The organism is Haloarcula rubra (assembly GCF_019599465.1).
In the GTDB taxonomy this organism is placed as follows: domain Archaea; phylum Halobacteriota; class Halobacteria; order Halobacteriales; family Haloarculaceae; genus Haloarcula; species Haloarcula rubra.
In genome coordinates, this window is the sequence record NZ_RKLR01000001.1 from 1 (window position 1) to 26,484 (window position 26,484).

Sequence of the window (26,484 nt, forward strand, 5' to 3'; positions counted from 1 at the left end):
TCACCACCGCCGCTGTTGGAGCGGTTGATCGAAGATGCACAGAAGATCCATCAACAGCGACCGATCTTACAGGAGACGCTCGCTACCGCTACGCAACCGAGGTGTGAGTCTTAGCTAAAGACGAATGATTACTCCCGATACCACGATAACCTGGGAATGGACAGGACGCGGTGGCGAGCATACAGTGACAGAAGAGCACAACAGAGAGTTTAGGAGTCAATCCATCGCGGAAGAAGGATTTATGTTTAGTATAACATACACCGGTGAGAGTAATATCTGGTATTATTGCGAGAATCATAGAGATGATGAAATGAAAGGCGGTATTATGCTTGATTTATAACTCTCTGCCGAAACGAACACACATATATCTTATTTTCAACGTTTAAAATTAGCAAACGACAAATCTACTGGCCCTTTGATTCATCAGAGTTTTTGTGAGATGGTTCGTAACTGGCTGCTGACTACACGCTCTGTATCGGGCACGCTGCTTCTGACAGCGTTCGGTGAGGTTTCTGCAGCTGTGCTGCAGACTGGGCGCATCGTCAGCACGTTCAGTACTCGGAGTACATGAACATACCCAGTATTTCGACTCTGTTGGGCCGAACTGTTCAACTGCAACACCAATCTTCCAGTTTGTTCGTCAACGGCCCGTCTGTAGAGTGCGTCAGAGAGAGAAACCAATAGGTCTGTTCGGTGTGATGTTCCGGCCAATGACCGACTCGCTCTGGTATCCGTCGGCCGACGACGTTCTCGACATCCACGAGGACATCGTCTCCGAGTATCCCGACACCAGTCCCGGCGTCCAGCGCCGCGGAGACATCGAATTCGCCCTGACGTACGTCAGCGAGGGGAGTTTCGGTAAGGTCCCCGAGACGATTCACGAGAAAGCGTTCCACCTGCTTCGACTTCTCGTGGCCAATCACCCGTTCGTGGACGGTAACAAGCGAACCGCGCTCAACACGACGACAGTGTTCTATCTGCTCAACGGCCACCGATTCAGGTACGACAACGTAATCAGGGAGATACTGAAGCAGTTCGGAACGGACGAGAAGACGGTCGACGAGGACCACGTGATCGACTATCTTCGCACGCACACCACTGAGGTCGACCTGAACGAAGTAATCGAACGATGGCGAGGCGACCTCGTCGAGTACGGTCTCGATCAACTGTCCGACGACTCGACAGACCCGAACGATTAACCGGACTCGTAGACAACAATCACCCATGGCGACGGAAGAGCAGACTGGCGACCGCACTCCACTCGACGACGTGATGGACGACATCCGTCGGGAACTGGTGTTACGGGTCGCCAAGGCGGACCGGGACGAACACCGCGACATCTACGACGCCCTCGAAAACGAGTAGGTACCCACGTAACTCGGCTTTTCACCTACCGACTCTTCAGTATTCCACTTCCATCGAGCCTACTAGTTGATTCTCGTCCGGTAGTGTTCCGGGCGACACCTTCCACGATTCCGCGAGCGGTGCGTCCCCTCGTGTGCGCTCTGCATCTGGGAGCACCGCCAGCCTCCTAACCAGTTAGGACCCATCGGTAGGCCCCGTCTCGATGTACACGGTAGTATGACGGCGAGCAAGGCGATAGCCTGTGAACGAGGCGACGTACAGAGCGAACTCCGGCGCGCGGCCGACGGCATCCCCGGCGTGACGATATCCGGCGTCGGGAGCGATTCGGTGACCGTCGAAGGGCCGGAGGAGCGCGTGGCACTGCTCGTCCGGGAACTCTGGACTCGTGAGGTGTCCGCCCGCGAGTACGGACAGCACACGCTGGCCGAGGCCGACCGGACGGCACGGACCAGCGTCCAGAACGCCGTGTAGCCGGCGCGACTGACCCACCTTTTTGCCCGTCTGTCGCCACGTCGGAGGTATGCCCGACGACGCCGACCCGGAGGCCAACCTGAAGCAGTGGAAGACGGCGATGCAGGCCGAACACGAGGACGCCATCGCCAACCCGGACCCGAGCGAGGAGCACCGCATCGAGGGCGTCACACAGATAAGCTACCGCGTCACGTTCGCGTACGACCCGGCGACGGACTCGCTCGAACGCGACGAGCGAGAGCAGGTCGACGAACTGACCGACCCGGAACTGCTCTCGTGTGCCTGCGGCGTCCGCGGGATGACGCCCGAGGAAGCCCGGACACACGTCCGGGCGGCCCGCGACGGCTAGTGACCGCCTCAGACCGCTTCGAGGACGTCCTCGGCGAGACGCGTCAGTTCCCGCTCCGGGTCGTCGCCCGGTGTCGAGACGACGACGTGGTCGACGCCCGCCGCCCGGAGGTCACGGAAGTACTCGGCGAACCACTCGCTGCCGGCCCGGTACCCCTGATGGACCGGTTCGGGGTCCGCAGTCGGGTCGTCGGCGAGGTGCGTACGGACGACCATCGCGTAGGGCTTCTCGCCCGCGGCGGCGCGCCACTCGTCGAGATACGACGTCAGCGTCTCCATCGGGAGGTGGTAGAACAACCAGCCGTCGCCGCGCTCGGCTATCCACGCGACGGACTGGCGGGCGTTGCCCGTCGGCAAGAGCGGAATCGTCTCGCCGGCTGGCTTCGGGACCACGTCGAGGTCGCCGTCTAACGACCCCCAGCGACCCTCCGCGGTCGGGAACGCCTCGCGCCACGCGGTCCTGAGGAGGTCGACCGACTCCCGAAACAGCGCGCCGCGGTCGTCCGCGTCCACGTCGAACGCCGGGTACTCCGGGTCCCGGTCGCCGGTGGCGATGCCCATCACGAGGCGGCCGTCGGAGAGGCGGTCGACGGAGGCCGCGCTCTTCGCGACGTGCAGCGGGTGTCTGAGCGGCAGGACGACGCTTGCGGTTCCGAGCGCCACGTCGTCCGTGTGAGCGGCCGCGTGACTGAGCCACGACCACGTCTCGAACGTCTGGCCGGCGTCGCCAAAGCGGGGCCAGTACAGCGGGACGTCCCGCGCCCAGAGGGCGTCGAAGCCGAGTGACTCGGCGTGGGCCGCCAGTCGCATCTCGTCGTCGACGTCCGGGCGCGACTCGCTGGCGGCCGTCAGCGGGAAGCCGACGCCGACAGTGAGGTCGTCGCTTCCGAACAGGCGGTCGTAGCCGGCGTTGAACTCCGGCATCGTCTCAGACCGGGACGCCGAGGGTCATCTGCTGTGGCAACTGGTCGCCGTACTTGACGACCACGTACAGTATCGTGAACAGCGTCGCGTTGTAGAGGCCGTGAATCATCGACGGGACGACGATGTTGTCCGTGTACTCGTAGGCGACGCCGAAGACGAGCGCCGGGACGACGAGGACGCCCAGAGCCACGAGGTTCCCCTGCGGCGACCCGCCGCTGAGCGCGAACCAGTGGAGGCCGGCGAAGATGACGCTCGGGATGAGGATGCCCGGGACCGGGCTGAACGCCTCGCGGATGCGGCCCTGGACCACGCCCCGGAACAGCATCTCCTCGCCGGGGCCGATGACGAGAATCGACGCCGGAATCAGCAGGAGCAGTACCTCTGGGTTCTCCATCCCTATCTGTGCGGCCTGATTCGTCCCGGTCTCTAGCTCGGTTCCGGTGAGTCGCTGGACGAGCGTAATCGCGGCCGAACCGAGGACCGCACCGCCTATCGCGAGGAAGTACCCCCCGATTATCGTCGCGCCGTCGCGCAGGTCCGGGACGGCGGCCGGGATATCGAACGCGGGGACGGCCCCGGGAATCTGCAGGAGGTCCCGGACCCGTCCGGCGAGATGGGGCCGCACTTTGTAGTAACTCAGGGCGACGCCGGCACAGCCGATACCTTGCACGAAGACGAGGCTGAGGACGATACTCAGGGCCGGCGAGAGTTCGAGGCCGACGCCGACGATGAGGAGCCCCGCCACCAGAAACGTCAGACCGAAGCCGAGGAGCAGGCCGCCGGCACCGAGGAGGAGGCCGGCGACCAACGCCACGACCGACTGGAGGAACGGTCGCTCGCGCGTCACGTGAGACATACCGACCGATAGCGGCGACAGCCTGAAAACAGTTCGCTCCGCGGACGGACCCTCAGGCCGTCCGCTCGCCGGCCTCGACAGTCGTCTCCAGCCAGTTCGTCTCGGGCGGGAGCGGACAGGAGAACGTGTCGCTGTACGCGCAGAAGGGCGCGTACGCGAGGTTGAAGTCCAGCGTGACGGTATCGCCGTCGGTCAGTCCCTCCTCCGCTTCGAGTTCCATGTAGCGGCCGCGGTGGTAGGTCTGCTGGCCGCTGGTCTTGTCCCGGAACGGGAGGAAGAAGGTGCCCGGGTCGTCGCCCGCCTGCCGGTAGCCAGCGAGTTCGTGTGACTCCCCGTCGAGTTCGAAGGCGAAGGTGACGACGTGGAGGTACCGGACGGTCCGCCCGTCGGTGGTGTCCATCTCGACCGGGTCGGGGTCGTCGTGTCGCGTCACCATCGCCTCGACGCGGTACGCCGGGTCCGGGTCGAAGTACGCCAGTCCGTCGAACGCCTCGCGCTCGTCCGGCGGGATGGGAGACTGCGGATGCTCCGCGAAGAACTCGTCTTTCTCGGCCCGGTTCTCTCGGAGTCGCTCGGCCCATGCGTCGGTCATGGGTGCCGTAGCGGGGCGAGCAGTTTGAGTCCGGCGGTCCTCACTCCTCGAAGCCGGTAATCTCGAACCGTGCGCCGCCGGCCGCCCCGTCGGTGACCCGTATCTCCCAGCCGTGGGCCTCGACTATCTGCTCGACGATGGCGAGGCCGAAGCCGTTGCCGCCCTCGGAGTGGGTGTAGCCGGACGTGAACACGTCGTCGCGTTCGTCCTCGGGGATGCCCGGGCCGTCGTCTTCGAGGAAGATGCCGGCCGCGTCGTCGAGGTCGCCGACGCGGATGGTCGGACCGTCTCCACCGTGTGCGACGGCGTTGCCGAGGAGGTTCTCGAACACCCGCCTGAGTCGGTCACGGTCGGCCTCGACCGTCCGGTCGGTCGTCACCGAGAGGGACGCGCTCTCGGCCTGTATCCCCATCCAGCAGTCCGTGACGAGGTCCGGGATCGACACCGGTTCGGTGTCTTCGACGGTCACGCCCTCGCGGGCCCACGCGAGGACGTCGCTGACGAGGTCGGACATCCGGTCGTGGGCCGCCGCGACGCGGTCGAGGTGCTCGCGGTCGGCGTCGCCCTCCCCCTCGGTCGCCAGTTCGAGGTGGACGGCCGCGAGGTCCAGCGGCGTCCGGAGGTCGTGGGAGACGATAGAGGCGAACTCGTCGAGCCGTTCGTTCTGTCGGGCCAGCGCCTGCTCTCTGTCCCGGAGCGTCTGTTCCCGCTCTACCTGCTGGAGCGCCGACTGGATGTTCGCCGCCAGCACGTTCCCGAGCGAGCGGTCCGCGTCGTCGAACGCGCCGGGCTCGGTCGACGCCGGCAACAGGATGCCGCGGTCGCCCAGCGGTAACACCATCTCCGAGCGCACCGGCGTCTCCGGGTTCAGCACGTCGGCGTCCTCGCGCACGTCCTCTCTGACGACGGCCTCGCCGCGCTCGAAGGCCCGCCACGCGATGCTGTCGCCCTCGGTGAACGTCGGCACCTCGCCGAACAGTTCGTCCGTACACTCCGTCGTCGCGACCGGGACCAGTCCCCCGGTCGCCTCGTCGTAGAGGTGGATAGCGTTGATGTCGTGGCCGAGGATGTCGCGGGCCGCCCTCAGCCCGATGTCCAGTACCTCGTCGGTCGACTCGGCGGTCATCAGGCGGCGTGCGGTCTCGTGGAGGGCCGTCAACCGCTCCTCGTAGGCCGTCCGCTCCGTGATGTCGGTGTAGACGCCGTAGGCGAGCACCTCGCCGTCGTCGTGTTCGATGGGGACGTTCCTGAACAGGAAGTCCCGTTGGTCGCCGTCGGCCGTCTCGCGACGCACTTCCCGGGAGACGCGCTCGCCGTTCAACACGGCACGGTCTATCTCCGCGGCCCCGTCGGCGTGGCCGTCGGGCACGAGGAGGTCGTTGACAGACTCGCCCACGACCGCCTCGGCGTCGTACCCGAACACCCGTTCGAACGCGCCGTTGGCCCGCCGAATCCTCGGTTCACCGTCGTCGAAGTCGGTGACGACCGTCGGGTCGGGGAGGTTGTCGAACAGCGCTCGGTACCTGTCCGTGGCACGCTGTCGGTCACTCCTGTCACGGACGGTCCCGACGAACACCGCTTCCGGCCCCTGGAGCGTCGCCGGTCGCCCTTCGACCGTGACCGTCTCGCCGTCGACGAGCACCGACTGCTCGGCGGCGAACCGGTCGACGTCGTCGGCATCGGACAGGTCTACGAACAGGTCACAGTCCCCGCTCCCGCCGACCGGGACCGCGAACTCCGAGTAGTGGGTCCCGGGGATGGCGTCCGGGTCACGCCCGACCAGTTCGCCGACTCGGTCGTTGGCGTAGACGAACTCTCCGTCCTCGTCGAGCGCGAACACCGGGTCGGAGAGCGCGTCGAGGAGTCGGTCTTTCGGGACGTGGTCCCCGCCCCGTCCGGGTTCGCTGACGCGGCCGCCGTCGGTCGCCGGCGGCGGCACTTCGTCCGACACTCTGAGGATGCCGACCGAGCCACGGAACGACTCGCCCTCGTAGGGGAGGACGCCCATGTGGTCGCGACAGTCGACGAGGTCGCCAGACGCCGTCTCGATGGTCGCACGGAACCTGGCGGTGTCCGGTCCGGAACTCGACAGCAACTGCCCGAGTACGTCTTCGGCGCGCTGGACGGTCTCCTCGGGCTTGACGAACGACGTCGGCTGTCCGAGTATCTCCGCCCGGTCGTACCCCGTCATCGCCGCGAACGGTTCGTTGACGAACCTGAACGTTCCCCTCTCGTCGACGACGTACACGGGGTAGTCGAGCGCGTCGATGACCGTCTCGTAGCGGTCGGCTTTCACCTGCGCCCGGTACTGGTCGGTGGCGTTGTGGACGCGGTTGGCGAGCAAGTCGTACTGTTCGGGACCGCCCTTCTGGAGATAGCCGGTGACGCCGGCGTTCAGCGCGTCGGCGGCGATGCTCTCGCTCCCGCGGCCGGTGAACAGGATGTAGGGGAAGTCGGCGTGGTCGAACTGTCCGGAGAGCCGTTCGTACAGTTCCAGCCCGTCCATCTCGGGCATCTCGTAGTCGCTGACGACGCAGTCGAACTCGGCGGCCTCGAACCGGTCGAGCACGGCCTCCGGGTCGTTGCGTGTCGTGACACGGATGTCCGAGTCCCGTTCGAGCATCGTCGCGGCGAGGTCGGTGATGGATGGGTCGTCGTCGACGTGGAGAACGTGGATATCACCGGCAGCCATTGGGATGTATTCGGGGACCAAACACTTCAACGCGGTGGGTCCGTTATCAATCGAGAGAGCAGAGCCTGTCGTGCGAGCGTCGCCGAACGGCACCGTCCCGGGGTGCTCAGCTCCCGTCGGTGTAGTCGTCGCCGTAAATCGCTTCGAGTTTCTCGTCGAACGCCTCGCGTATGTTCCGGCGTTTCTTCTTCATCGAGGGGGTCAGCAGGTCGTTCTCGGCCGTCCACTCCCGCGGGACGAGTTCGAACTGCTTGATGCGCTCTATCTTCTCCAGTTCGGCGTTGGTCTCGTCGACGGCCGTCTGCATCCACGCGCGGACTCGGTCGTCCTCGCACTTCGCGTAGTCGTCTGCCGGCAAGTCGACACCTTCGGCGTCGGCCCACCGCTCCAGTTCCTCGAAGTTGGGGACGATGAGCGCGGCGACGAACTTCTGGTCGTCGCCGACGACCATTATCTGCTCGACGCGGTCGTTGGTCGAGAACAGGTCTTCGATGGGTTGCGGTGCGACGTTCTTCCCGGTCGAGAGGACGAGCAACTCCTTCAAGCGGTCGTGGTAGACGAGGAAGTCGTCGTCTCGCTGTTCGACGATGTCGCCGGTCCGGAACCACTCCGTGCCGTCGATTTCGGTGAACGCCCGTTCGGTCGCGCCGGGTTCGTTCCAGTAGCCGTCCGTGACGTTCGGGCCGTCGACGAGCAGTTCGCCGAGCGGCCCGCTCACGTCCTCGAACTCCGAGTCGTCGACGACGTCGGTGTCGAGACGGACGTCCATGTCGGCGACGGGCACACCGAGCGTCCCCGGCTGGACGTCCTCCGGGGGGTTGACGGTGACGACCGGGGACGTCTCGGTGAGACCGTACCCCTCGACGATGGTGAGTCCCATCCCGAGGAACGTCTCACAGAGCCGTTTCGAGAGGCTCCCGCCGCCGCTGACCATGAACTCGACGTTACCGCCGAGTTTCTCCTTGACCGTACTGTACACCAGACGGTCGGCGAGGCCGTGTTTGAGTTCGAGGACGGTCCCGGGGTCTTCGGTCCGGGCGTAGTCGCGGGCCACTCCTATCGCCCAGTCGAAGATGCGTTGCTTCGCCGCCGAGTCGCTGGCCTGTTCGCGCATGTTGGCGAAGATGCGCTCGTAGACGCGTGGGACGCTGGAACCGGTGTTCGGCCGTATCTGCTGGATGTCGTCGGCCAGCGTGTCCGGGTTCTCGACGTAGCCGACGGTCGCGCCAGACCCGAACATGAAGAAGTGTCCGGATAGGCGCTCGAAGACGTGTGCCAGCGGGAGAAACGCGATAGAGGTCGTCTCCGGCGTGACGGCCGGAACGTCGGGGTGCTTGTCCGGTCGCGGAGCGAGTCGTTTCCGCGTCTGGTTGACGTTCGACCGGAAGTTCCTGTGCGTGAGTCGGACGCCTTTCGGTTGGCCGGTGGTCCCGGACGTGTAGATGAGACTCGCGAGGTCGTTCGGGTCCCGGTGGGCCAGCCACGACCGGTATCGCTCCTCGTCGAACGTCTCTCGACCCCATCGGTACACCTCGTTGAGCGAGTAGACGTAGTCGCGGTCCACGTCGTAGTCGTCCACGACGACGACGAACGAGAGCGAGAGGTCGTCCTCGACTTCGAGGACGCGCTGGAGCAGTTCCTCGTTCTCGACGACGACGGCCTCGGCGTCCGGGTCGTCCAGCAGGTACCGGACCTGCTTCGGCGACGACTCCGTGTACACCGTCGTCACGACGGCGCCGGCCGAGAGCAACGCGAAGTCCGAGAGCGCCCACTCCATCCGCGTACTCGAGAACAGGCCAACCCGCGTGTCGGCCGCGACGCCGAGGTCACGGAACCCCGCGGCGAGGTACTTCACGACGTCGTGCATCTCCCCGTAGGTGATGCTGGCGTACTCGCCCGGCGGTGCCTCGGGGATAGCGTCGCCAGTCAGCGAGCGGTCGTACACCCCACCCTTGTACATCTGTGCCTCGCTGTCGGCGTTGCGCTCCGCGCTCGCGGCGAACAGTTCACCTAGTGTATCGTCACCGACGACCTCGTCCGTGTACGACGCTTCGGCCGCCCGCCAGCCCGGTGTCCCTGCCATGGGACTCCGTTCAACAGCGGCCGTCAAATATGTCAGGGATGTTCACAGGTAACACGTTTGCAAAAGTTTCCGCACCGAACGCAACCAACTGGGGACCGGAGTGAATCACTCGATGTCGATGGCCGACCCCGCTATCTCGTCGTCCTCGTCGACGGTGAAGCGAACTTCGAGGACGCCGTTGCGGTACGTCGCGCTCGCGTCTTCGGGGTCGACGTGGGCCGGGAGCGTGATGGACTCCGTGACGGTCCGGCTCCGGTAGCCCATCCCGTCGCCGACCTCGTGCTCACCGCTGAGGTGGAGGCGGTCGTCGTGGAGGCGCAGGGAGAGTTCGTCGCGCTCGAACCCCGGGAGGTCCGCGAGCACCACGAAGCCGTCGTCGGTCTCCTCGATGGAGACGCCGGCGTCCCAGCCACCCTCGCCCTCGAAGCCGGTTTCGTCTCCGAGCGCGGGTGTATTCCACGAGCCGAGCATGTCGTTTCGCATCTGGTCGAACAGTCGCTCCATGCTGTCGAAGGGGTATCGTCGTCCTCTCATAACATATCCTAATACGTCGGACGAGATGATAAAGGAGTATGGACACGTGATAGCAGGCGGCTGGTAGAGGGGCTAAGACGCCACGAATAGCCACTTCGTCGCGTTCGCCGACCGGAGCCGTCCCAATCGCGGGGCTTTTTCGCGTCGGGTGCGCACCGGCGAGTATGACAGACGGGTGGTTCGCCGGTATCGACCCCGGCGACGAGGCGGCCGCGGCCGAGCGCGTCAGGAGTGGCCGGGCCGACGGGCCCGACGACTGGTCCCAGCGGGCCGTCGACGCCGGGTTCGCGAGCGACGAGGCCGACTACTACGACCAGTTGCACGCGGCGACGATGGCGGCGACGCGGGCCGCCGTCGCGGAACGTGAGACTGCCGACGACCAGCAACTCGTCCACGCGATTCGGGCGATGGCCGACTGCGAACGGACGGCCAACGAACTCGCCGAACGCGTCGCGGAGTGGGCCGGCAGTCGGTACGGCGAGAGCGGGAGCGGCGTCGACTACGCACGAGAGCTCTGCGACCGGGAGGCAGTCGACGAAGGCGACGCCGCACTCCAGTCGCTCGCCGAGCGGACTGTCGCCGTCGCCGACGAGGCCGACGACCTGCGGACCTACGTCGAACAGACGGCACCGGCCGTCGCGCCCAACCTCTCGGCGCTGGCCGGCCCCGTGCTGGCGGCGCGTCTCGTCTCGCTGGCGGGCGGCCTCGAAGCCCTCGCCAAACAGCCCAGCGGCACCGTGCAGGTGCTCGGGGCCGAGGACGCCCTGTTCGCCCACCTCCGTGGGGGTGCGCCGTCGCCGAAGCACGGTATCATCTTCACCCACGAGTACGTCAGCGGGACCCGTCCCGAGGAGCGCGGGTCGGCGGCGCGGGCGCTGGCCGGGAAGTTGAGCATCGCCGCGCGAGTCGACCACTACAGCGGCGACCTGCGGCCGGAGTTGGAGGCGGAACTCGACGAGCGAATCGAACGCATCCGCTCGCGCGGGGGTGACGAGGAGTGAGCCTCCCCGACGGCGTCGAGCGACACGCCTTCGGCGGGACGACGAGCATCGCCACACGGGGCCACCCCGAGTACGGCGAGCGGACCGACGGCGAGTGGCGCCGCTGGGACCCCCACCGCTCGAAACTGGGAGCGATGCTGGAAATCGGGATGGAGACAGGGCTGACTGCCGACCAGAAGGCGCTGTATCTGGGCGCGGCCGCCGGCACGACGGCCAGCCACGTGGCAGACTTCGGCGGCCCGACGTACGCCGTCGAGTTCGCCCCGCGACCGACGCGTGACCTGCTCGACGTGGCCGAGCGCCGCCCGAATCTCTTCCCACTGCTGAAAGACGCCAGGAAGCCTGAGACGTACGCGCACGTGGTCGAACCGGTCGACGTGCTCGTGCAGGACGTCGCGACCCGGGGACAGGGCCGTGTCGCGACGCTGAACCGGCAGTTCCTCCGCGAGGACGGCTACCTGCTGGCCGCTATCAAGGCGCGGAGCGAAGACGTGACCGCCGACCCGGAAGACGTGTTCGACGACGTGGTGTCGGACATCGGCGACGCCTACGACGTGGTGGCGACGGAATCGCTCGCGCCGTACCACGACGACCACCTCGGCGTCGTCGCCCGGCCCCGACGGTAGTGAGCGGTCGTCGGGCCCGGACGGAAGGCTTTAGCACATCGGTTGCCATGCACCAGTCGATGGATGAGACGGGGTCTCCCGAGAACTTCACCCGGATGAGTACGTTGGGCATCGAAGAGGAGTTCTACGTCGTCGACGACTACGGTCGGCCGACCTCCGGGACGGACGAACTCGTCTACGAATCGGAGCCACCGGACCTGCTGGACGGCCGCCTCGACCACGAACTGTTCAAGTGCGTCATCGAGACCCAGACGCCGCGTATCGAGGACCCGAACGACGCACGCGAGCAGTTGCTCGCGGTGCGGGAGGCGCTGGCGGACCACGCCGACCGACACGGGTTCGGCATCGCCGCCGCCGGCCTCCACCCGGTCGCGAAGTGGCGCGAACTCGAACACGCCGAGAAACCGCGCTACCGGGCCCAACTGGACCGTATCCAGTACCCCCAACACCGGAACACGACCGCGGGCCTGCACGTCCACGTCGGCGTCGACGACCCGGACAAGGCCGTCTGGGTCGCCAACGAACTCCGGTGGTACATGCCGGTCATGCTCGCACTCTCCGCGAACTCGCCGTACTGGAACGGGTTCGACACCGGTCTGCAGTCCGCCCGCGCGAAGATTTTCGAGGGGCTGCCAAACACCGGGATGCCGACCGCGTTCGAGGACTACGAGGCGTTCGAGCGGTACGAACGGTGGATGATAGAGAGCGACAGCATCGACGACCGCGGTGAACTCTGGTTCGACGTGCGGCCCCACTCCGGCCACGGCACCGTCGAAGTGCGTGCACCGGACGGACAGGCCGACCCGGATACCGTCCTCGCGTTCGTCGAGTACGTCCACGCCCTCGTCGAGGATCTCGCCGCTCGCTACGAGGACGGCGAATCGGGGACGAGACTCCGTCGAGAGCTCTTAGACGAGAACAAGTGGCGCGCCATCCGACACGGTCAGTCGGCGTCGCTGCTCACCCCCGAACCCGGGGAGACGCTCCCGTTAGAGGACATCGTCGCACGCGAATCCGATAGACTGGACGTCGACGGTCTGTGGACGCTACTGGAAGGCGAGAGTGGTGCGACTCGCCAGCGTCGCATCCGTCGGGAGGAAGGCGTCGCCGAACTCTGTGAGTCGCTGTTGCTCGAGTACTGACGCTGTGCCGGTCCGAAACCGGCATCGTGACGATAGGCTTTGGCTGCCACCACTACCCCCGGTGCCCCCACACCAATCAGGAGTGGCGTTCCGGCCGTGGTCTCGTCTCACGGACGTCGGTGGCCGGAGACTGTCGACAACGGTTCCCCCGCCCCGTCGTACGACGATATATCCTTTCGAGTACTGTAGTAAAATAGTAGTGGGTCACTCTCACGGGCGATAGTCAGACCGCGTTTTCGGGGTCGTTTAAGTACGCTCCGCGGACGTCTGTAGAAACACACACCGTTTCTGCACGTTTGGGACAGGCAGTGCCGGTTGCTGCCGGTTCACTCGGTCGACGCACTGCCCCGTCGCCGACGGCGTGTAGGCGGTCCCCTCAGTCCCCGAGGCAAGGTTTTTATCCGAAAGTCACTTTCGTCCTCACAGAGACAACGCATGTCCGCAGACGACGACCCAGACGACGAAACGGAGGAGACGGGGGACGTTCGCGAGCGAATCGAGCAAGAGGCCGACCGCGCGGTAGAGCAGTTCGACGAGGGTATCGTCGACTTGCTCGCCTGGCTACTGGACACCGAAACACGGGCGCGCATCTACGTCAGCCTGCGCCAGAACCCCGAGAGCACGAGCGACGAGATATCCGAGGCGACGGGCCTCTACCCCAGCACCGTCCGGGAAGCCCTCGCGGCACTCCACGAGGAGGGGACGGTCACCCGCCAGAAGCGCGAGAGCGACGGCGCCGGCAACAACCCCTACGAGTACAGCGCGATTTCGCCGAGCGAACTCGTCAACACCGTCGTCGGCGACATCCAGTCGGAACTGAACACCGTGTTCAATCTGGACGACCACCTCGGTAGCGACGACGACGAACCACTCTCCGGCGACGAACCGGTCACCATCTCCGTCGAAGACGCCGACGAGGACGGCGACGAAGACGACGACACGTAACGACAGATTGGGTCGCTGTCTGGTCGCGTGTCACGTTTTCTCGAAGGTTGCTGAAGACGACACCACTAAATCAGACGATGCCGTTGCCCGGGGTATGATGGTCGCACTGGGTGGTACGTTCGACCCCATCCACGATGGACACCGCGCGCTGTTCGAGCGCGCGTTCGAACTGGGTGACGTGACGGTCGGCCTCACCAGTGACGACCTCGCGCCGAAGACACGCCACGACGAACGGCACGTCCGCTCGTTCGCCGAGCGACGTGACGACCTCGCGGCGGAACTGTCGAGATTCGCCGAGCAGACGGACCGCGACTGGGAGATTCGCGAACTCTCCGAACCGACCGGCATCGCGACAGAACCGCAGTTCGACGTCCTCGTCGTCTCGCCGGAGACGGAGACGGGTGGCAAGCGCATCAACGAGATTCGTCGCGAACGCGGTCACGACCCACTGGAGATAGCGGTCGTTCCCCACGTCTACGCCGACGACGGGGACATCATCTCCTCGACGCGCATCGTCAAGGGCGAAATCGACGAACACGGGAACGTGACGCCCGAGCGCGAAGGCCGCGGGCAGCCCTCGTAGTCACCAGTCGGGCGCTTCCAGCCCCGCCCGCTCCAGCAAGTCCTTCCAGCGCTGCTGTATCGTCAACCGTGAGACGTCGGTCGCGTCGGCGACGGCGGTCTGGGACCGCTCCTCGCCGGCCACGAGCGCGCCGACGTAGACGCTCGCCGCCATCGTCGCTCGCTTCGAGCGGTCGTCATCGGGGAGCGTCGAGAGAAACAGGTCGACGGCGTGGGACCGCGCCTGCGTCCCGAGGTCGAGCGTCTCCGCGGCCGTCTCTATCTCCGACAGCCACTCGTTCTGTTGGACCCGGTAGCTGGCGCGATACATGGACGCGTCTTGCCCCCCGACCTACCTAAATCTTCGTCGCCGGCAAGCGAAGGGTTCTTGACGACATCGTGGGAACGAGTGACTGCGCGCGGGTTGCCGAGCCAGGAAAAGGCGTAGCGCTTAGGACGCTATCCCGTAGGGGTCCGCCGGTTCAAATCCGGTCCCGCGCACTTCTCCGCGAACGAGAGCCGAGGCTACTTGTGCGTGAACAGCACCACGTTGTCGTCGTGGATGGCCGTACAGAGGTCCATCTCGAAGTCGAGGTTGAGCGACGTGAACGCCTGCTTGCAGACGACCATGTCGTCGAACGGTTGCTCGCAGGCCGGACAGGCGACTGCGGTGGTGTTCTGGTACGATTTGATGGCCTCGTTGTCCTCGCGCGGCGTCAGCGACGACACGAGTTCTTCGAAGTCCTCCATACCGGGTCTGGCGGCCCACATTGCTTAAATCATACGCTGGGGCCAGAGCGGCCGCAGTCCCGAGGCCGCCACCGGTGGGATAAAGTGGGCTTGCACTACTTCAAACGAGTATGGAACGCTCGCCCGACGGAACCCGGTTCGTCCTCGTCGCGGGGACGACGGCGACAGCGGAGAGAGACGGTATCAGCGCCGCCGGTGCCGACCCGGACCTGATGACGACGACGCCTGCGGCCGACGCGGAACTGCTCACGTACGGGCGGCCCGTGCGGACGGAGACGGTGCCGCTGAGTCCGAGTGGCTGTCCGACCCCGGCGCTTGTCACGCGCGCAGTCCGTGAGGTCCTCGGCTTCGACGTGGCCGTCGTCGACGGCGGTCTCGTGGAACCGACGGCCGCACCGACGGTCACGGTCGGCGCCGGAGCGGGCCGGGACGTCGCCGAACAGGACCCCGTACCGACGGCCCACGGTGCCTTCGAGGCGGCCAGACAGTTCGGCCGGAAACTGCCGGCCGACGAACTGTGGCTGGCGGAGACGATTCCCGGCGGCACGACGACGGCACTCGGGGTCCTGCGGGCGCTGGGCGAAGACGCGATGGTCTCCTCCTCGCTCCCCGAGAACCCGGTCGCACAGAAGGAACGGGCCGTGGAGGCGGGCCTCGAAGCCAGTTCGCTCACGCCCGGCGACGCCGCCGGCCAACCGAAGCGGGCCGTCCGTCGGATGGGTGACCCCGTGCTGGCGACGGTGGCCGGACTGACCGCCGGCGCCGTCGAGTCCGATACGGCGGTGACACTCGCCGGCGGGACACAGCAACTCGCCGCCGCGGCGCTGGTCCGCCACGGCGGCTACGAGGGGCGACTGGGACTGGCGACGACGGCCTACGTCGCCGACGACCCGACGGCGAATCTCCGAGAGAGCGCGGCCGAACTGGACCTCGACCTGACCGTGACCGACCCCGGCTTCGAGCAGTCTGACCACGTCGCCATGGAGCGGTTCGTCGCCGGCGAGGCCAAGGAGGGCGTCGGGATGGGCGGGGCGCTGGCGCTGGCAGACCGGGCCGGCGTCTCGATGGCCGACGTTCGCGAGCAGTTCGCCGCGGTGTACGACGACCTCGTCGACGAGGCGACCGTCGGTGGTGCGCCGTGACGGTGGGTGACCGGTCGTGAAGGGCGTCGTCCTCGCGGGCACGGCCTCGAACGTCGGGAAGACGGTGGCGACGCTGGCGACGCTCTCGGCGCTCGACCGGGCGGGCTACGACCCCCAACCCGCGAAGGCCGGGCCGGACTTCATCGACCCGAGCCACCACGAGGCGCTCGTCGGCAAACCCTCGCGGTCGCTGGACCCGTGGCTCGCCGGCGAGGCGGGGACGCTGCGGACCTACTGGCGCGGCGAGGGCGACGTCTGCGTCGTCGAGGGGATGATGGGCCTCTACGACGGCACGAAGGCGTCGACGGCCCGCGTCGCCGAGGTGCTGGACCTGCCCGTCGTCCTCGTCGTCGACGCCAAAGCCGGGATGGAGAGCGTCGGCGCGACGGCGCTCGGGTTCCAGCAGTACGCCGAGCGCATCGACCGTGACGTGGACGTGGTCGGCGTCCTCGCCCAACGTGCCCACGGCGGGCGCCACGCCGAGGGTATCCGCGACGCCCTGCCAGAAGAACTGACGTATCTGGGCCGGATTCCCCCGACGTCGGACCTCGAAATCCCGGAGCGACACCTCGGCCTCCAGATGGGGGACGAGGCGGCGCTAGACGAGGCGGCCATAGCGTCGGCCGGCGAGGCCATCGACGCCGACGGGATCGCCGAGATAGCACGGGAACCACCGAGCGTCTCGCCCGCCGAACCAGTGACGGAGGACCGAACTATCGCCATCGCCCGCGACGCGGCGTTCTGTTTCGTCTACCCGAGTACGGTCGAACGACTCCGTGAGCGGGGGACGGTGACGACGTTCTCGCCGCTGGCCGGTGACCCGGTCCCCGAGGCCGACGCCGTCTACCTACCGGGCGGCTACCCGGAACTCCACGCCGCGGACCTCGAATCGTCGGCGACGCTCGACGAACTCGGGACGCTGGCGGCCGACGGCCTGCCGGTGTACGGCGAGTGTGGCGGTTTGATGGCGCTCTCCCAGACGCTGACGACGGCCGACGGCGACACCCACGAGATGGCGGGCGTGTTGCCGGCCGACGTGGAGATGCGAGAGCGGTATCAGGCACTGGACCACGTCGAACTGGAAGCGGCGCGTGACACGCCCGTGGCCGCGTCGGGTGCCAGACGTCGGGGCCACGAGTTCCACTACTCCTCTGCGACGGTCGACGCGGACGCCCGCTTCGCCTTCGAGACGGTTCGCGGAGAGGGCATCGACGGCGACCACGACGGCCTGACGGAGTACGAGACGGTCGGCACGTACTGTCACGCCCACGCCGCGAGCGGCGCGTTCGACCGGCTACTGTCAGACTGAGTATATCACGGGCGTCGGCGAACGCGTCGGGTGAGTGGCAGACGGGCGGCTGACGGCCCACAAACTTTTTTCGTGTCTGCAATCGTGATACGTACAATGAACGAGTTGCGCGACCTGTTGGACGGCGTGGTCGCAGACGCGAACGCAGTGTTCCTCTTCTCGCCGAGTTCGGCGGAGTTCGAACGGTTCGCCGACGCCGAGGAACCCGTCGTGGTCGTCGGCCCCGAGAACGCCGTCGAGGCGGAGTCGTTCGTCGAACTCCCCATCGACTTCACCGACCTCGAAGGCCGGATTCGGTTCGGCATCGAGGGCGCCCTCGACAAGGAACTCGTCGAGGAGGGCGACGAAGTCGTCTGCGTGAGCGGGTTCATGGGTGGGACGGCGAACACCGTCGCCCGCATCGAGACGACAGAGTTCACGCCCTCGGGAGTCTACGACCTGTTCGTCAACTCGCGGGCCGAACCCGGCGTCGTCCGGGACGTCTTCGAGGTGGCCGTCGAACTCGGGAAGAAGGGTCAGAAGGGGAAGCCAGTCGGCGCGCTGTTCGTCGTCGGCGACGCCGGCAAGGTGATGAACAAGTCCCGCCCGCTCTCGTACAACCCCTTCGAGAAGTCCCACGTCCACGTCGGCGACCCCATCGTCAACGTGATGCTCAAGGAGTTCTCGCGGCTGGACGGCGCGTTCGTCATCTCCGACGCCGGGAAGATCGTCTCGGCGTACCGGTACCTCGAACCCTCCGCCGAGGGCGTCGACATCCCGAAGGGCCTCGGGGCCCGACACATGGCCGGCGGGGCCATCACCCGTGACACGAACGCGACGGCCATCGTCCTCTCGGAGAGCGACGGACTCGTGCGTGCGTTCAAAGGCGGGGAACTCGTCCTCGAGATCGACCCCGAGGAGTACTGACCATGCAGTTCGGATTCGACTGGCCGAACTTCATCCGGACACTGTTCTCGCCCGAGGGGACGTTCGTCATCTCCCTGCTGGTGCTGGGACTGGGCATCCTCGTCGGCTTCCTCGTCTGGCGAGCGTCGCGGGAGTTCATGCGGGAACTGGGCGTGCCCGAGACTGTCGAGGGGACGCCGTTCGAACGGACCGCCCGGAGTCTCGGGACGTCGACGGTGGGCATCGTCTCGAACCTCGCCGCGCTGTTCGTCTACATCCTCGCCATCACCGTCGCGCTGAACATCGCCCAACTCGTCAGTCCCGAAGCGTACTGGACGCGGTTTACCGCCTTCCTCCCGAACCTGTTCATCGCCGTCTTCGCCCTCATCATCGGCCTCATCGCCGGCGACAAGGCCAGACTCGTCGTCTCCGAACGGCTCCGGAGCGTGAAACTCCCGGAGGCCGGCGTCCTCCCGGAACTCGTCAAGTACAGCATCTTCTTCCTCGCCATCCTCGTCGCGCTGGACCAACTCGGCGTCGAGACGATGGCCCTGCTCATCCTGCTCGCGGCGTACTCCTTCGGCATCGTCTTCCTCGCGGGACTGGCGTTGAAAGACCTGCTCGCGTCGAGCGCGGCCGGTCTCTACCTCCTCCTGACCGAACCGTACAGCATCGGCGACGAGGTGGTCATCGGCGACCAGCAGGGCATCGTGCAGGAGGTCGACATGTTCGTCACGCACGTCGAGAGCGAGGGCAAGGAACACATCATCCCGAACCAGCAGGTGATGCAGTCCGGTATCGTCCGAGTCCGGGACTAGTCCTCGGGGTCCAGCGGTACCGCGGGAACGCCCGCGACGGTCGTCCCCGGCGGGACGTCCTCGGTGACCAGTGAGTTCGCCGCGACCTGTGCGTCGGCGCCGATTTCGACGCCGGGGAGGACGACGGCACCGGCTCCGATCATCGCACGCTCGCCGACGACGACTTCGCCGGTCCGGTACTCGTCCTGGAGGAACTCGTGACAGAGCAGGGTGGCGTCGTAGCCGACGATAGCGTCGTCACGGACGGTGATGAGTTCGGGCCAGAACACGTCCGGCGTCGACTCTAACCCCCACGCGACGCCGGTCCCGACGGTCGTACCGAGACGTCGCAACAGCCAGTTCTTCAGTTGCAGACTGGGCGAGACTCTGCACATCCAGATGACGACGTAGTTGACCATCACACGGAGCGGGTGCTTCGCGCTCGGCCACGAGAACAGGGAGTTGCGGGGGCCGGGCGTCGGATGGCGGTCGAGGTCGTCGTGTCGTGGGCCGCTCACGCCTGCCAGTTGCGTCCCAGTCGTAATCAAACCACTCGGAACCGGCGGCTCACGGTCGGCGCCAGAACGTCGGCGTCAACAGCACCATCACCGGGATAATCTCGATGCGGCCGACCCACATCAGGAGGACCATCAGGAGTTTGCTCGACCGGGTGAACCCGTCGTAGGTACCGTAGGGGCCCGCCTGTCCGAACGCCGGGCCGATGTTGAAGAACATCGACGCGGCGGCCGAGAGCGCCTCGAACTCCGTGATTGGGTCGCCGACCCGTTCGGCGTCCGCCACCAGCAGGACGGTGCCGACGATGAAGATGACCAACGCGACCAGCGTGTAGGCGTACACGTCCCGAATCGTGCTCTCGCTGACGACCTCCCGACCGACTCTGACCGCGCGGACGCTCCGCGGGTGTGCCGAGACGTTCAGGTCCCGCCAGAATGACTTCGTGACGATGAGCCACCGGAGCGTCTTGATAGAGCAGGTCGTCGACCCGGCCATCCCGCCGCTGAACATGGCGACGAAGAGAACGTTCTTCGCGGCGGCCGACCACGTGTTGAAGTCCGTCGAGGCGTACCCCGTCGTCGTCACGATGGAGGCGACCTGAAACGTCGCGTGTCGGAGCGTCGTCTCTGGGTCGGCGGTGAACCGTGGGTCGGCGACGAGCAATCCCCCGACGAGGAACGTCCCGAGCGCGAGGATACCGAGGTAGAATCGGAACTCCTCGCTCCGCAAGAGTCGCCGTCCGTCACCCCGCAGGAGGGCGTACAGCAACACGAAGTTCGTCGCGCCGACGACCATGAACAGGGTGACGGCCCACTGGACCGCCGGCGAGAACGCCCCGACGCTCTCGGCCCGGGGCGAGAACCCCGCCGTCGCGATGGCGGTCAGCGCGTGCGCGACGGCGTCGAAGGGGGTCATCGCGGGTGCGAGGCCGACGGCGTTCAGCAGGAGGAGGGCGAGGGCCGCCCCGGCGGTCAGCAGGAGGTAGACGAGCGCCAGAATCTTCGCCGTCTGGGCGATGCCGGGCGTGAGTTTCGTGACGTCCTTCGTCCGCGTCTCCGTCTCCATCAACTGTGCCCCAGCGACCGAGAGGCGCGAGAGGACCGCCGTCGCGAGGAGGAGAACCCCGAGGCCGCCCAGCCACTGGAGGACCTGTCGCCACATCAGGAGGGCCTGCGAGTGGGCGTCGAAGTCGCGGATGACCGTCGCGCCCGTGGTCGTGATGCCGCTCATTCCCTCGAACAGTGCGTTGACCGGACTGGCGAACACACCCGTCCCCTCGACGTACAGCGGGATGGCACCGACGACGGCGATACCCAGCCACGCCAGCGAGACGGTGAGGAACGCCTCCCGGTCGTGGATACGGTTCCGCTCGAACTGGGCGAGGGCGGTGCCGACGCCGACCGTCGCGGCGATAGCGAGCAGGTACGGCACCGGCGACTCGCCGTAGAGGAGCGCGACCACCACGGGGACGGCGAGCGGAACGGCCAGCCACTGGAGTATCCGTCCGAGAACGTTCAGCGACGACCGAACGTCGACCGTCGTCAGTGCCACCGGCGCTCACATCCCGTCACTCCGACTGTCTCGACGCGCACAGCGCCACAGACAGGGGCGAACGGCTTCAATCCTGCGCGACAGAAGCGGAATCGGGGCCGCGAGGCTCAGTCCGCGCCGCCGCGAATCTCGTCCATGTGGTCGATGCGCTGCTGGACGAGGTCGGCCGTGCCGATGTCGTGGCGGACGCGCAGGCCCTCGGTGCCGGCCTGTTCCAGCGCGCCCTCGGCTATCGCCTCGGCCTCGCCGATGGTGTCGGCGACGCCGACGACGGCGTACGAGCGGGAGGTGGTCGTGTAGATGCCGTCCTCGCGCTGGTCGACGCTGGCGTAGTAGAGGATGGCCTCGCCCGCGTTGTCCTCGTCGATGGTCACCTTCGCGCCGGACTCCGGTTCGGTCGGGTAGCCGTCGGGGACGGCGTACTTACAGACCGTGGCCTGCGGCCGGAAAGACAGTTGCGGGAGCGAGAGGTCGTCGCGGGCCGCCGTCAGCACGTCGAGGAAGTCCGTGTTCAACACGGGGAGGGTGTTCATCGCCTCGGGGTCGCCGAAGCGGGCGTTGAACTCGACGACGCGCGGGCCCGTCTCGGTCAGCATGAACTGCCCGTAGAGGACGCCCTTGTAGCCGTCAAGCGCGTCCACCGTGGCGCGGAGCACGTCGACGGCGTCGGTGTAGTCGTCCTCGGTCATGAACGGGAGTTCGAGGCTGGCGTCGGTGTAGCTCCCCATCCCGCCGGTGTTCGGCCCTTCGTCGCCCTCGTAGGCGCGCTTGTGGTCTTGCACGGCCGGCGTGACCCGGAGCTGGCCGTTGGCGACGAACGCCTGCACGGTGAACTCCTCGCCGACGAGGCGTTCCTCTAACACGACGCGGTCGTAGTCCGAGTCACGGAGGTACGCCTTCGCCTCCTCGGCGGTACACTGGTCGCCGATGACGCGGACGCCCTTCCCACCAGTGAGACCGGCGGGCTTGACCGCGAGGTCGCCGTCGTACTCGTCGATGTACTCGCAGGCGGCCTCCATGTCCTCGAACGTCTCGAAGTCCGGGCAGCCGGGGATGTCGTGCTCCCGCATGAAGCGGCGCTGGAACGCCTTGTCCGTCTCGATACGGGCCTCGTCGGCCTGCGGGCCGAAGGCGTAGATGCCGGCGTCGTCGAGGGCGTCGGCGACGCCCGCCGCGAGCGGTGCCTCTGGGCCGACGACGGCCAGCGTCGCGTCGACTTCGCGGGCGTACGTCGTGACGGCCTGCGGGTTCGTCGTGTCGAGCGTCTCGAACCCGTCGGCCAGCGCGACGATGCCCGGGTTGCGGTTGCCCGCACAGGCGTACAGGTCGGCGTCCGAGTCGGCGAGCGAACGAGCGACGGCGTGTTCTCGGCCGCCGCCACCCACCAGCAGCACTGTCTCTGTCATATCTCAAGGCCGGATGGGCTCGGACGTAAGTATTGCTCTCTCAGTCCGCGGCGAGTCGCCGAGCAGCGGGTCGTCGCGTCGGCCGCGAGCGTCTCCGCCGCGCCGTCGGGTCGCGGGGGACACGGCGAAGCGACGCCGTCACCGTTCGATAGGCCACGACACGTCTTCTGCGAGGTCGTCGTGAGCGTCCTCTCTGAGGAACGGCACCAATTCGGAGAAGGCGGTGGCGTGGGTCAGCGAGTCCTCGGACTGGTCGTAGTCGACGACGTCGGCCGCGTCGAGTTTCGGGACGTGTGTGTGATACAGCCGCATGTACACCGACAGTCGTTCGTCGGGAACCGTCGGCGCGGGGACGCCGTGTTCGAACTCGGTGACGGTGTCGGCGACGGTCGCGAGCGAGACCGGCGCCGTGTAGAGGAACAGACAGTAGAGCAGGTATCGCCGCCACCGTGACGCGAGCAGCGAGTGCACCTCGTCTCGCGAGAGCGTCGTGCCGGGGCCGTCGTCGGAGACGGACGACATCACACGCCTCCCTCCCGTTCGGCGTGTCGCGAGTCCGCTCGCTCCGCTGTCGCTCCGAGGAGGCGGGTCCGGGCGGAGGGGCTGTCGGTCGTCATCACTCCGCTCCGACGGCCGCCGAGTCGGTCGCTGGGTCCTCCACCGTAGTGTCTCTGATGGCCTCGTAGAACTGTTCGACAGTGTACACGGTCCCGTCGCGTCGAGTGGGGGCCACGCCGGCCAGTCCCGCGTCGTCGTGGACTGCCAGACAGACGATGGGGAGTGTGAGTTCCTCGCGTCGGTGGCCGGACAGCGGCGAGCGGACGACCCGTCGCTGAAACGCCGGAGCGAGACTGTAGCCGTTCTCTTCGGCCCACGTCTCCATCTCACGGACCGCCCGGTGGACCGTGTCCGACACTGACGGCCCGTCGTCGTCGCGGAAGAGTCGCGTCGGCCACCTCCGAACCGTCACCTCTCCGACCCGCGGAGTCGACTCCAGCGCCGTCGCCTGCTCTCTGTACTGGGTCTGCACGTCGCGTACGGTGTGTCCGGTCCCGTCCCGAAGCCAGAGCGCGATTCGCAGGGTTCCCGTCGACCGTTCGAGCAGGCGGTCGATACACACGCGACGGTCGGTCTGTTCGGTATCCGGTGTCGCGTCGTTCGAACCGTCCGTTCGATAGTATTCGACAGATCTCATGTTCGTGCCTTGCATTGTTCTGTGTTGGTAGCGTCTCCCCGGGGTGCAGTCGTCCACGCGGTGGTACCCACCCACTCTGCGAGAGCGTACAGTAGAGTCGGAGTGTGTCGTCGGGCAGAAAGGTTCGCTACAAATAACTAGAGTGCCCCTCGCCCGGACGCCGCCGTGCGCCCGGCGGTCGCGACCGGCCAAGACGTCAGAACAGGCCGACCGTGGGCCGTTCTCACTCCGGGATGCCGTCGTAGTCTTCCTCGTAATAGGTTTCGAGGAGCGCCCGGAGCGCGTTCCGGAGGTGGAAGTGAACCGTCGACGAGGAGACGTCGAACGAGGCGGCGATGTCTTCGGCGGTACTCTCGCGTGGCCACTCGAAGTAGCCCGCGAGGTACGCGCTGTGGAGGACGTCGACCTGCCGGTCGGTCAGCCTGTCGGCCAGCGACTCCCGGAACTGCTGGACCGTCCGGACCGGGCGGTCCAGTTCGCGCTTCCTGACGAGTTTCGCACCCGGACAGGCGTCTTCGAGGTTCGAGACGAGCGAGCGCACCTCGGTATCGGGCGCGACTTCGGCGACGATACGAGCGACCCCACCGTCGACGGACGCGGACCGTATCGTCGCACCGTACGCGACGAGGACGTGTATCGCCGACTGGCCGTCGACGTGGCACTCGAACAGTCCGCCGTCGGCGCCGCCGGATATCGTTCTGACCGACTCGACGGCCGGCGACGACGCTGCGCGTTCGACCAACTGCTCGGCCGGGACGCCGTCGGCGTCGACGTAGAAGATTAGCTGGTCGGAGTCGGCCGGGACGAGTCCTTCGAGGGCGAGTCGGCAGTCGAACTCGGCGGCGACGGTCTGGAAGAACGAGTCCGGGCCGGCCACTTCGAACTCCAGTTCGGTCGCCGTGTCGGTCAGGAGCGTCTTGCGCGTCTCCGCGGCCCGAATCGCCCGGCCTATCATCTGCCCGAGTTCTCTGAGGACCGTCAGGAACTCCTCGTCGAACACCGACGGGTCGTCGGTGAACAGCAGGAGTGCCCCGTAGGCGGCGTTTCCGGAGACGAGCGGGACGGCGACGACGGCCTCGACGCCCGCGCCGTGTAGCGTCTCGTACCACGGCCCGGTGTCGCCGCGCTCGTCGGTGTCGCGTTCGACCCGGACCGTCTCGGTTCCGGTGGTCGACGCCAGGAGGTCACCGAGGAACGGCGCGTCGACGTGGTCGCCGGCGTCGCCGGTGGCCCGACTGTCGGCGGCGCCCGCCGACTCGCGTATCCGGACGCTGTCACCGGACGACTGCCCACAGATAGCGGCCGCGAGGTAGGCGTCCTCGGCGGTGAATCGCTCACAGACGTTGCGCTGGATGGCCTCTCGACTCGTCGTCGCGGCCACCTCGGTGTTGATGTCCCTGATGACGGCGTTGAGTCGAGAGAGGTCGGACAGCCGCTCGTTCTGGCGTTCGAGGCGGGCTTCGCGTTCGGTCTGTCCGAGGCCAGCCTCGGTGATGGCGGTCAGGATGTCGGCGTACCGCTCTGTCTCATCGCCGAACACGTCGTCGGTGCGGGCTCCGAACACCAACACGCCGTAGCCGCCGAGCGGCGCGACCCGGCCGCTCTGGACGTCCGTCTGGACCTGCAAGAGGTCCGCGAGTGCGTCGTCGCAGGCGCTCCGGCGCTCGTTCGCGAACGAGTCCCAGACGGGGTTCTCCGAATCGCCGATAGGTGCGGGCGCGTCCAGCGACGCCTCGTCGGCGGCGTACGCTATCGGGCTGAGGGCGTCGTCGCCGTCGTCGGGGACGTAGACACAGGCGACGGACGTCCCCAGTGCGTCGATGGCGGTCTGGACCGCTATCTCGGCGACTGCCTCGCTGGTAGTCGCACCCAGCATCGACTGGGTGGCGTCGTAGAGGGACGCTCGCAACCGTTCGCGCACCTTCCGGTCGGTGACGTCCTCGGCGATGCCGGCGACTCTGACGACGTTCCCCTCGTCGTCGGTGATGGACACCGCTCGGTCCCGAACCCACCGCGTCGTCCCGTCCGGGCGCCGTATCCGGTACTCCTCGTCGTACTCCCCGTCCGGCTGTCGGTCGAGCGACGCACGGACCCGTTCCCGGTCGTCCGGATGGATGGCGTCGAGGAACGCGAGGGGGTTCTCCGAGAGACGGTCGCGGGACTGTCCCCAGACCTCCTCGTACGCGGGATTGACGTATATCATCTCGTCTTTCTCGGGGTCGGTCATCCAGACGACCTCCTCGATGTTGTCGATTATCTGTCGGAACGGCGTCTCGCGCCCGAACTCACGAGTGTCGTCGGATTCCGCGTCCGCCGCTCCGCCGTCGTACTCGTCGAGCGCACCGCTCCCGGTCTCGCGGACGTGCGGCGAGAGGTCGTGGTCGCGACACGCCTCGAGGAAGTCCGTCAGCGTCGCTTCGTCGGGCGCCCGGAGTCTGAACACCCACTCACAGGCCGTGGCGTGTGCACGCTCGACGACGACGTCGTGTGCCGTCAGCAAGGAGAGCACGTCGGCCTCCTCGACCGACCACGAGATGCGATACCTGAGACACGTCCCGTCGTCGTGGCGCTTCGCCGCGGCGACGGCCCGGTCGGTCCGCAACGCCGCGTCGAAGGCCTCGGGGGCGTCCGTCTCGACCCGGACGTACCGGGCCAGTCCGCCGTCGTCGTAGACGGACGGTTCGAGTTCGACGCGAGTCGATTCGCTCACCGCGACCGCCTCGGCTAACCCGACTGCGTCCGTCGGGAGACCGACGCTCACACAGACCGTCATTCCGACGGCGTCACAGCGGA

General features: G+C 66.8%; 27 protein-coding genes and 1 tRNA gene. 14 read left to right on the forward strand and 14 right to left on the reverse strand.

The window, feature by feature from the left end:
* Window positions 1–710: 710 nt before the first annotated feature.
* The 4 genes from EGH21_RS00005 (at window position 711) to EGH21_RS00020 (ending at window position 2,185) form a co-directional block, all read left to right on the forward strand.
* On the forward strand, window positions 711–1,199 hold the full coding sequence (locus EGH21_RS00005) for a type II toxin-antitoxin system death-on-curing family toxin (RefSeq protein ID WP_220616426.1): 489 nt from the start codon (window positions 711–713) through the stop codon (window positions 1,197–1,199).
* Between the two features lie 25 nt (window positions 1,200–1,224).
* Window positions 1,225–1,365, forward strand: a complete 141-nt coding sequence (locus tag EGH21_RS00010) for a hypothetical protein (protein ID WP_220616427.1) — start codon at window positions 1,225–1,227, stop codon at window positions 1,363–1,365.
* 216 nt (window positions 1,366–1,581) lie between these two features.
* On the forward strand, window positions 1,582–1,836 hold the full coding sequence (locus EGH21_RS00015) for a hypothetical protein (RefSeq protein ID WP_220616428.1): 255 nt from the start codon (window positions 1,582–1,584) through the stop codon (window positions 1,834–1,836).
* 49 nt (window positions 1,837–1,885) lie between these two features.
* Window positions 1,886–2,185, forward strand: coding sequence for a hypothetical protein (locus tag EGH21_RS00020; RefSeq protein ID WP_220616429.1), 300 nt, complete (start codon window positions 1,886–1,888; stop codon window positions 2,183–2,185).
* A gap of 8 nt (window positions 2,186–2,193) precedes the next feature.
* Here EGH21_RS00020 and EGH21_RS00025 read toward each other — a convergent pair whose 3' ends face one another.
* The 6 genes from EGH21_RS00025 to EGH21_RS00050 all read right to left on the reverse strand — a co-directional run bounded on the left by EGH21_RS00025 (window position 2,194) and on the right by EGH21_RS00050 (window position 9,865).
* Window positions 2,194–3,108 (reverse strand): TIGR03571 family LLM class oxidoreductase, encoded by a 915-nt coding sequence (locus EGH21_RS00025; protein ID WP_220616430.1) that lies wholly within the window; start codon window positions 3,106–3,108, stop codon window positions 2,194–2,196.
* Between the two features lie 4 nt (window positions 3,109–3,112).
* Complete coding sequence (locus tag EGH21_RS00030; RefSeq protein WP_220616431.1) at window positions 3,113–3,964, reverse strand: CPBP family intramembrane glutamic endopeptidase; 852 nt, start codon at window positions 3,962–3,964, stop codon at window positions 3,113–3,115.
* A 52-nt stretch (window positions 3,965–4,016) separates the two neighbouring features.
* Window positions 4,017–4,556: a DUF1684 domain-containing protein gene (locus EGH21_RS00035; RefSeq protein ID WP_220616432.1), complete on the reverse strand. Its 540-nt coding sequence runs from the start codon at window positions 4,554–4,556 to the stop codon at window positions 4,017–4,019.
* Window positions 4,557–4,596: 40 nt separating this feature from the next.
* A complete protein-coding gene (locus tag EGH21_RS00040; RefSeq protein ID WP_220616433.1) occupies window positions 4,597–7,248 on the reverse strand; it encodes a PAS domain S-box protein in 2,652 nt (883 codons plus the stop codon).
* Window positions 7,249–7,354: 106 nt separating this feature from the next.
* Window positions 7,355–9,331 carry an AMP-dependent synthetase/ligase gene (locus tag EGH21_RS00045; protein WP_220616434.1) on the reverse strand — a complete coding sequence of 659 codons (1,977 nt, stop codon included), beginning with the start codon at window positions 9,329–9,331 and terminating at the stop codon, window positions 7,355–7,357.
* Window positions 9,332–9,436: 105 nt separating this feature from the next.
* Complete coding sequence (locus tag EGH21_RS00050) at window positions 9,437–9,865, reverse strand: Hsp20/alpha crystallin family protein (RefSeq protein WP_220616435.1); 429 nt, start codon at window positions 9,863–9,865, stop codon at window positions 9,437–9,439.
* Window positions 9,866–10,029: 164 nt separating this feature from the next.
* On the opposite strand from EGH21_RS00050, the gene EGH21_RS00055 reads away from it, so the two are divergent.
* The 5 genes from EGH21_RS00055 to EGH21_RS00075 all read left to right on the forward strand — a co-directional run bounded on the left by EGH21_RS00055 (window position 10,030) and on the right by EGH21_RS00075 (window position 14,162).
* On the forward strand, window positions 10,030–10,866 hold the full coding sequence (locus EGH21_RS00055) for an NOP5/NOP56 family protein (RefSeq protein WP_220616436.1): 837 nt from the start codon (window positions 10,030–10,032) through the stop codon (window positions 10,864–10,866).
* On the forward strand, window positions 10,863–11,492 hold the full coding sequence (locus tag EGH21_RS00060; protein ID WP_220616437.1) for a fibrillarin-like rRNA/tRNA 2'-O-methyltransferase: 630 nt from the start codon (window positions 10,863–10,865) through the stop codon (window positions 11,490–11,492). Before EGH21_RS00055 ends, EGH21_RS00060 begins: the two co-directional genes overlap by 4 nt.
* 59 nt (window positions 11,493–11,551) lie before the next feature.
* Window positions 11,552–12,634 (forward strand): glutamate--cysteine ligase, encoded by a 1,083-nt coding sequence (locus EGH21_RS00065; protein WP_220616438.1) that lies wholly within the window; start codon window positions 11,552–11,554, stop codon window positions 12,632–12,634.
* Between the two features lie 435 nt (window positions 12,635–13,069).
* Window positions 13,070–13,579, forward strand: coding sequence for a helix-turn-helix domain-containing protein (locus EGH21_RS00070; protein WP_220616439.1), 510 nt, complete (start codon window positions 13,070–13,072; stop codon window positions 13,577–13,579).
* Between the two features lie 94 nt (window positions 13,580–13,673).
* Complete coding sequence (locus EGH21_RS00075; RefSeq protein ID WP_220616440.1) at window positions 13,674–14,162, forward strand: phosphopantetheine adenylyltransferase; 489 nt, start codon at window positions 13,674–13,676, stop codon at window positions 14,160–14,162.
* Here EGH21_RS00075 and EGH21_RS00080 read toward each other — a convergent pair whose 3' ends face one another.
* Complete coding sequence (locus EGH21_RS00080; RefSeq protein WP_220616441.1) at window positions 14,163–14,471, reverse strand: cyclin family protein; 309 nt, start codon at window positions 14,469–14,471, stop codon at window positions 14,163–14,165.
* 86 nt (window positions 14,472–14,557) lie between these two features.
* Between EGH21_RS00080 and EGH21_RS00085 the strand changes: the two genes are divergently transcribed.
* Window positions 14,558–14,641, forward strand: a tRNA-Leu gene (locus EGH21_RS00085).
* Between the two features lie 24 nt (window positions 14,642–14,665).
* On the opposite strand, the gene EGH21_RS00090 is transcribed toward EGH21_RS00085, so the two are convergent.
* Window positions 14,666–14,890 carry a DUF7385 family protein gene (locus EGH21_RS00090; protein WP_220616442.1) on the reverse strand — a complete coding sequence of 75 codons (225 nt, stop codon included), beginning with the start codon at window positions 14,888–14,890 and terminating at the stop codon, window positions 14,666–14,668.
* Window positions 14,891–15,000: 110 nt separating this feature from the next.
* Between EGH21_RS00090 and EGH21_RS00095 the strand changes: the two genes are divergently transcribed.
* The 4 genes from EGH21_RS00095 (at window position 15,001) to EGH21_RS00110 (ending at window position 19,044) form a co-directional block, all read left to right on the forward strand.
* The gene (locus tag EGH21_RS00095) at window positions 15,001–16,032 is read left to right on the forward strand and encodes a nicotinate-nucleotide--dimethylbenzimidazole phosphoribosyltransferase (RefSeq protein WP_220616443.1); all 1,032 of its coding nucleotides are present in this window, start codon (window positions 15,001–15,003) and stop codon (window positions 16,030–16,032) included.
* Window positions 16,033–16,048: 16 nt separating this feature from the next.
* Window positions 16,049–17,341, forward strand: a complete 1,293-nt coding sequence (locus tag EGH21_RS00100) for a cobyrinic acid a,c-diamide synthase (RefSeq protein WP_220616444.1) — start codon at window positions 16,049–16,051, stop codon at window positions 17,339–17,341.
* A gap of 96 nt (window positions 17,342–17,437) precedes the next feature.
* Window positions 17,438–18,247 carry a diadenylate cyclase DacZ gene (gene dacZ, locus EGH21_RS00105; RefSeq protein ID WP_220616445.1) on the forward strand — a complete coding sequence of 270 codons (810 nt, stop codon included), beginning with the start codon at window positions 17,438–17,440 and terminating at the stop codon, window positions 18,245–18,247.
* Between the two features lie 2 nt (window positions 18,248–18,249).
* A complete protein-coding gene (locus EGH21_RS00110; protein ID WP_220616446.1) occupies window positions 18,250–19,044 on the forward strand; it encodes a mechanosensitive ion channel domain-containing protein in 795 nt (264 codons plus the stop codon).
* Here the strand turns inward: EGH21_RS00110 and EGH21_RS00115 are convergent.
* The 6 genes from EGH21_RS00115 to EGH21_RS00140 form a co-directional block, all read right to left on the reverse strand.
* The gene (locus tag EGH21_RS00115) at window positions 19,041–19,550 is read right to left on the reverse strand and encodes an acyltransferase (protein WP_236035376.1); all 510 of its coding nucleotides are present in this window, start codon (window positions 19,548–19,550) and stop codon (window positions 19,041–19,043) included. The genes EGH21_RS00110 and EGH21_RS00115 overlap by 4 nt on opposite strands.
* A gap of 40 nt (window positions 19,551–19,590) precedes the next feature.
* A complete protein-coding gene (locus EGH21_RS00120) occupies window positions 19,591–21,090 on the reverse strand; it encodes a TrkH family potassium uptake protein (RefSeq protein WP_220616447.1) in 1,500 nt (499 codons plus the stop codon).
* A 107-nt stretch (window positions 21,091–21,197) separates the two neighbouring features.
* Window positions 21,198–22,496 (reverse strand): phosphoribosylamine--glycine ligase, encoded by a 1,299-nt coding sequence (purD, locus tag EGH21_RS00125; RefSeq protein WP_220616448.1) that lies wholly within the window; start codon window positions 22,494–22,496, stop codon window positions 21,198–21,200.
* Between the two features lie 138 nt (window positions 22,497–22,634).
* The gene (locus EGH21_RS00130) at window positions 22,635–23,018 is read right to left on the reverse strand and encodes a DUF7344 domain-containing protein (protein ID WP_220616449.1); all 384 of its coding nucleotides are present in this window, start codon (window positions 23,016–23,018) and stop codon (window positions 22,635–22,637) included.
* A gap of 94 nt (window positions 23,019–23,112) precedes the next feature.
* Window positions 23,113–23,691 carry an HTH domain-containing protein gene (locus EGH21_RS00135; RefSeq protein ID WP_220616450.1) on the reverse strand — a complete coding sequence of 193 codons (579 nt, stop codon included), beginning with the start codon at window positions 23,689–23,691 and terminating at the stop codon, window positions 23,113–23,115.
* 223 nt (window positions 23,692–23,914) lie between these two features.
* A complete protein-coding gene (locus tag EGH21_RS00140; protein ID WP_220616451.1) occupies window positions 23,915–26,401 on the reverse strand; it encodes a bacterio-opsin activator domain-containing protein in 2,487 nt (828 codons plus the stop codon).
* Window positions 26,402–26,484 lie beyond the last annotated feature (83 nt).

What these genes read in the sequence shown, in the direction of transcription:
- EGH21_RS00110 (WP_220616446.1), top strand. Translation starts at nt 18,250, where the DNA reads ATGCAGTTCGGATTCGACTGGCCGAACTTCATCCGGACACTGTTCTCG.
- purD (WP_220616448.1), bottom strand. Translation starts at nt 22,496, where the DNA reads ATGACAGAGACAGTGCTGCTGGTGGGTGGCGGCGGCCGAGAACACGCC.
- EGH21_RS00030 (WP_220616431.1), bottom strand. Translation starts at nt 3,964, where the DNA reads ATGTCTCACGTGACGCGCGAGCGACCGTTCCTCCAGTCGGTCGTGGCG.
- EGH21_RS00090 (WP_220616442.1), bottom strand. Translation starts at nt 14,890, where the DNA reads ATGGAGGACTTCGAAGAACTCGTGTCGTCGCTGACGCCGCGCGAGGAC.
- EGH21_RS00130 (WP_220616449.1), bottom strand. Translation starts at nt 23,018, where the DNA reads ATGTCGTCCGTCTCCGACGACGGCCCCGGCACGACGCTCTCGCGAGAC.
- EGH21_RS00010 (WP_220616427.1), top strand. Translation starts at nt 1,225, where the DNA reads ATGGCGACGGAAGAGCAGACTGGCGACCGCACTCCACTCGACGACGTG.
- EGH21_RS00045 (WP_220616434.1), bottom strand. Translation starts at nt 9,331, where the DNA reads ATGGCAGGGACACCGGGCTGGCGGGCGGCCGAAGCGTCGTACACGGAC.
- EGH21_RS00135 (WP_220616450.1), bottom strand. Translation starts at nt 23,691, where the DNA reads ATGAGATCTGTCGAATACTATCGAACGGACGGTTCGAACGACGCGACA.
- EGH21_RS00035 (WP_220616432.1), bottom strand. Translation starts at nt 4,556, where the DNA reads ATGACCGACGCATGGGCCGAGCGACTCCGAGAGAACCGGGCCGAGAAA.
- EGH21_RS00005 (WP_220616426.1), top strand. Translation starts at nt 711, where the DNA reads ATGACCGACTCGCTCTGGTATCCGTCGGCCGACGACGTTCTCGACATC.
- EGH21_RS00040 (WP_220616433.1), bottom strand. Translation starts at nt 7,248, where the DNA reads ATGGCTGCCGGTGATATCCACGTTCTCCACGTCGACGACGACCCATCC.
- EGH21_RS00025 (WP_220616430.1), bottom strand. Translation starts at nt 3,108, where the DNA reads ATGCCGGAGTTCAACGCCGGCTACGACCGCCTGTTCGGAAGCGACGAC.
- EGH21_RS00095 (WP_220616443.1), top strand. Translation starts at nt 15,001, where the DNA reads ATGGAACGCTCGCCCGACGGAACCCGGTTCGTCCTCGTCGCGGGGACG.
- dacZ (WP_220616445.1), top strand. Translation starts at nt 17,438, where the DNA reads ATGAACGAGTTGCGCGACCTGTTGGACGGCGTGGTCGCAGACGCGAAC.
- EGH21_RS00015 (WP_220616428.1), top strand. Translation starts at nt 1,582, where the DNA reads ATGACGGCGAGCAAGGCGATAGCCTGTGAACGAGGCGACGTACAGAGC.
- EGH21_RS00050 (WP_220616435.1), bottom strand. Translation starts at nt 9,865, where the DNA reads ATGAGAGGACGACGATACCCCTTCGACAGCATGGAGCGACTGTTCGAC.
- EGH21_RS00055 (WP_220616436.1), top strand. Translation starts at nt 10,030, where the DNA reads ATGACAGACGGGTGGTTCGCCGGTATCGACCCCGGCGACGAGGCGGCC.
- EGH21_RS00020 (WP_220616429.1), top strand. Translation starts at nt 1,886, where the DNA reads ATGCCCGACGACGCCGACCCGGAGGCCAACCTGAAGCAGTGGAAGACG.
- EGH21_RS00080 (WP_220616441.1), bottom strand. Translation starts at nt 14,471, where the DNA reads ATGTATCGCGCCAGCTACCGGGTCCAACAGAACGAGTGGCTGTCGGAG.
- EGH21_RS00070 (WP_220616439.1), top strand. Translation starts at nt 13,070, where the DNA reads ATGTCCGCAGACGACGACCCAGACGACGAAACGGAGGAGACGGGGGAC.
- EGH21_RS00075 (WP_220616440.1), top strand. Translation starts at nt 13,674, where the DNA reads ATGATGGTCGCACTGGGTGGTACGTTCGACCCCATCCACGATGGACAC.
- EGH21_RS00065 (WP_220616438.1), top strand. Translation starts at nt 11,552, where the DNA reads ATGGATGAGACGGGGTCTCCCGAGAACTTCACCCGGATGAGTACGTTG.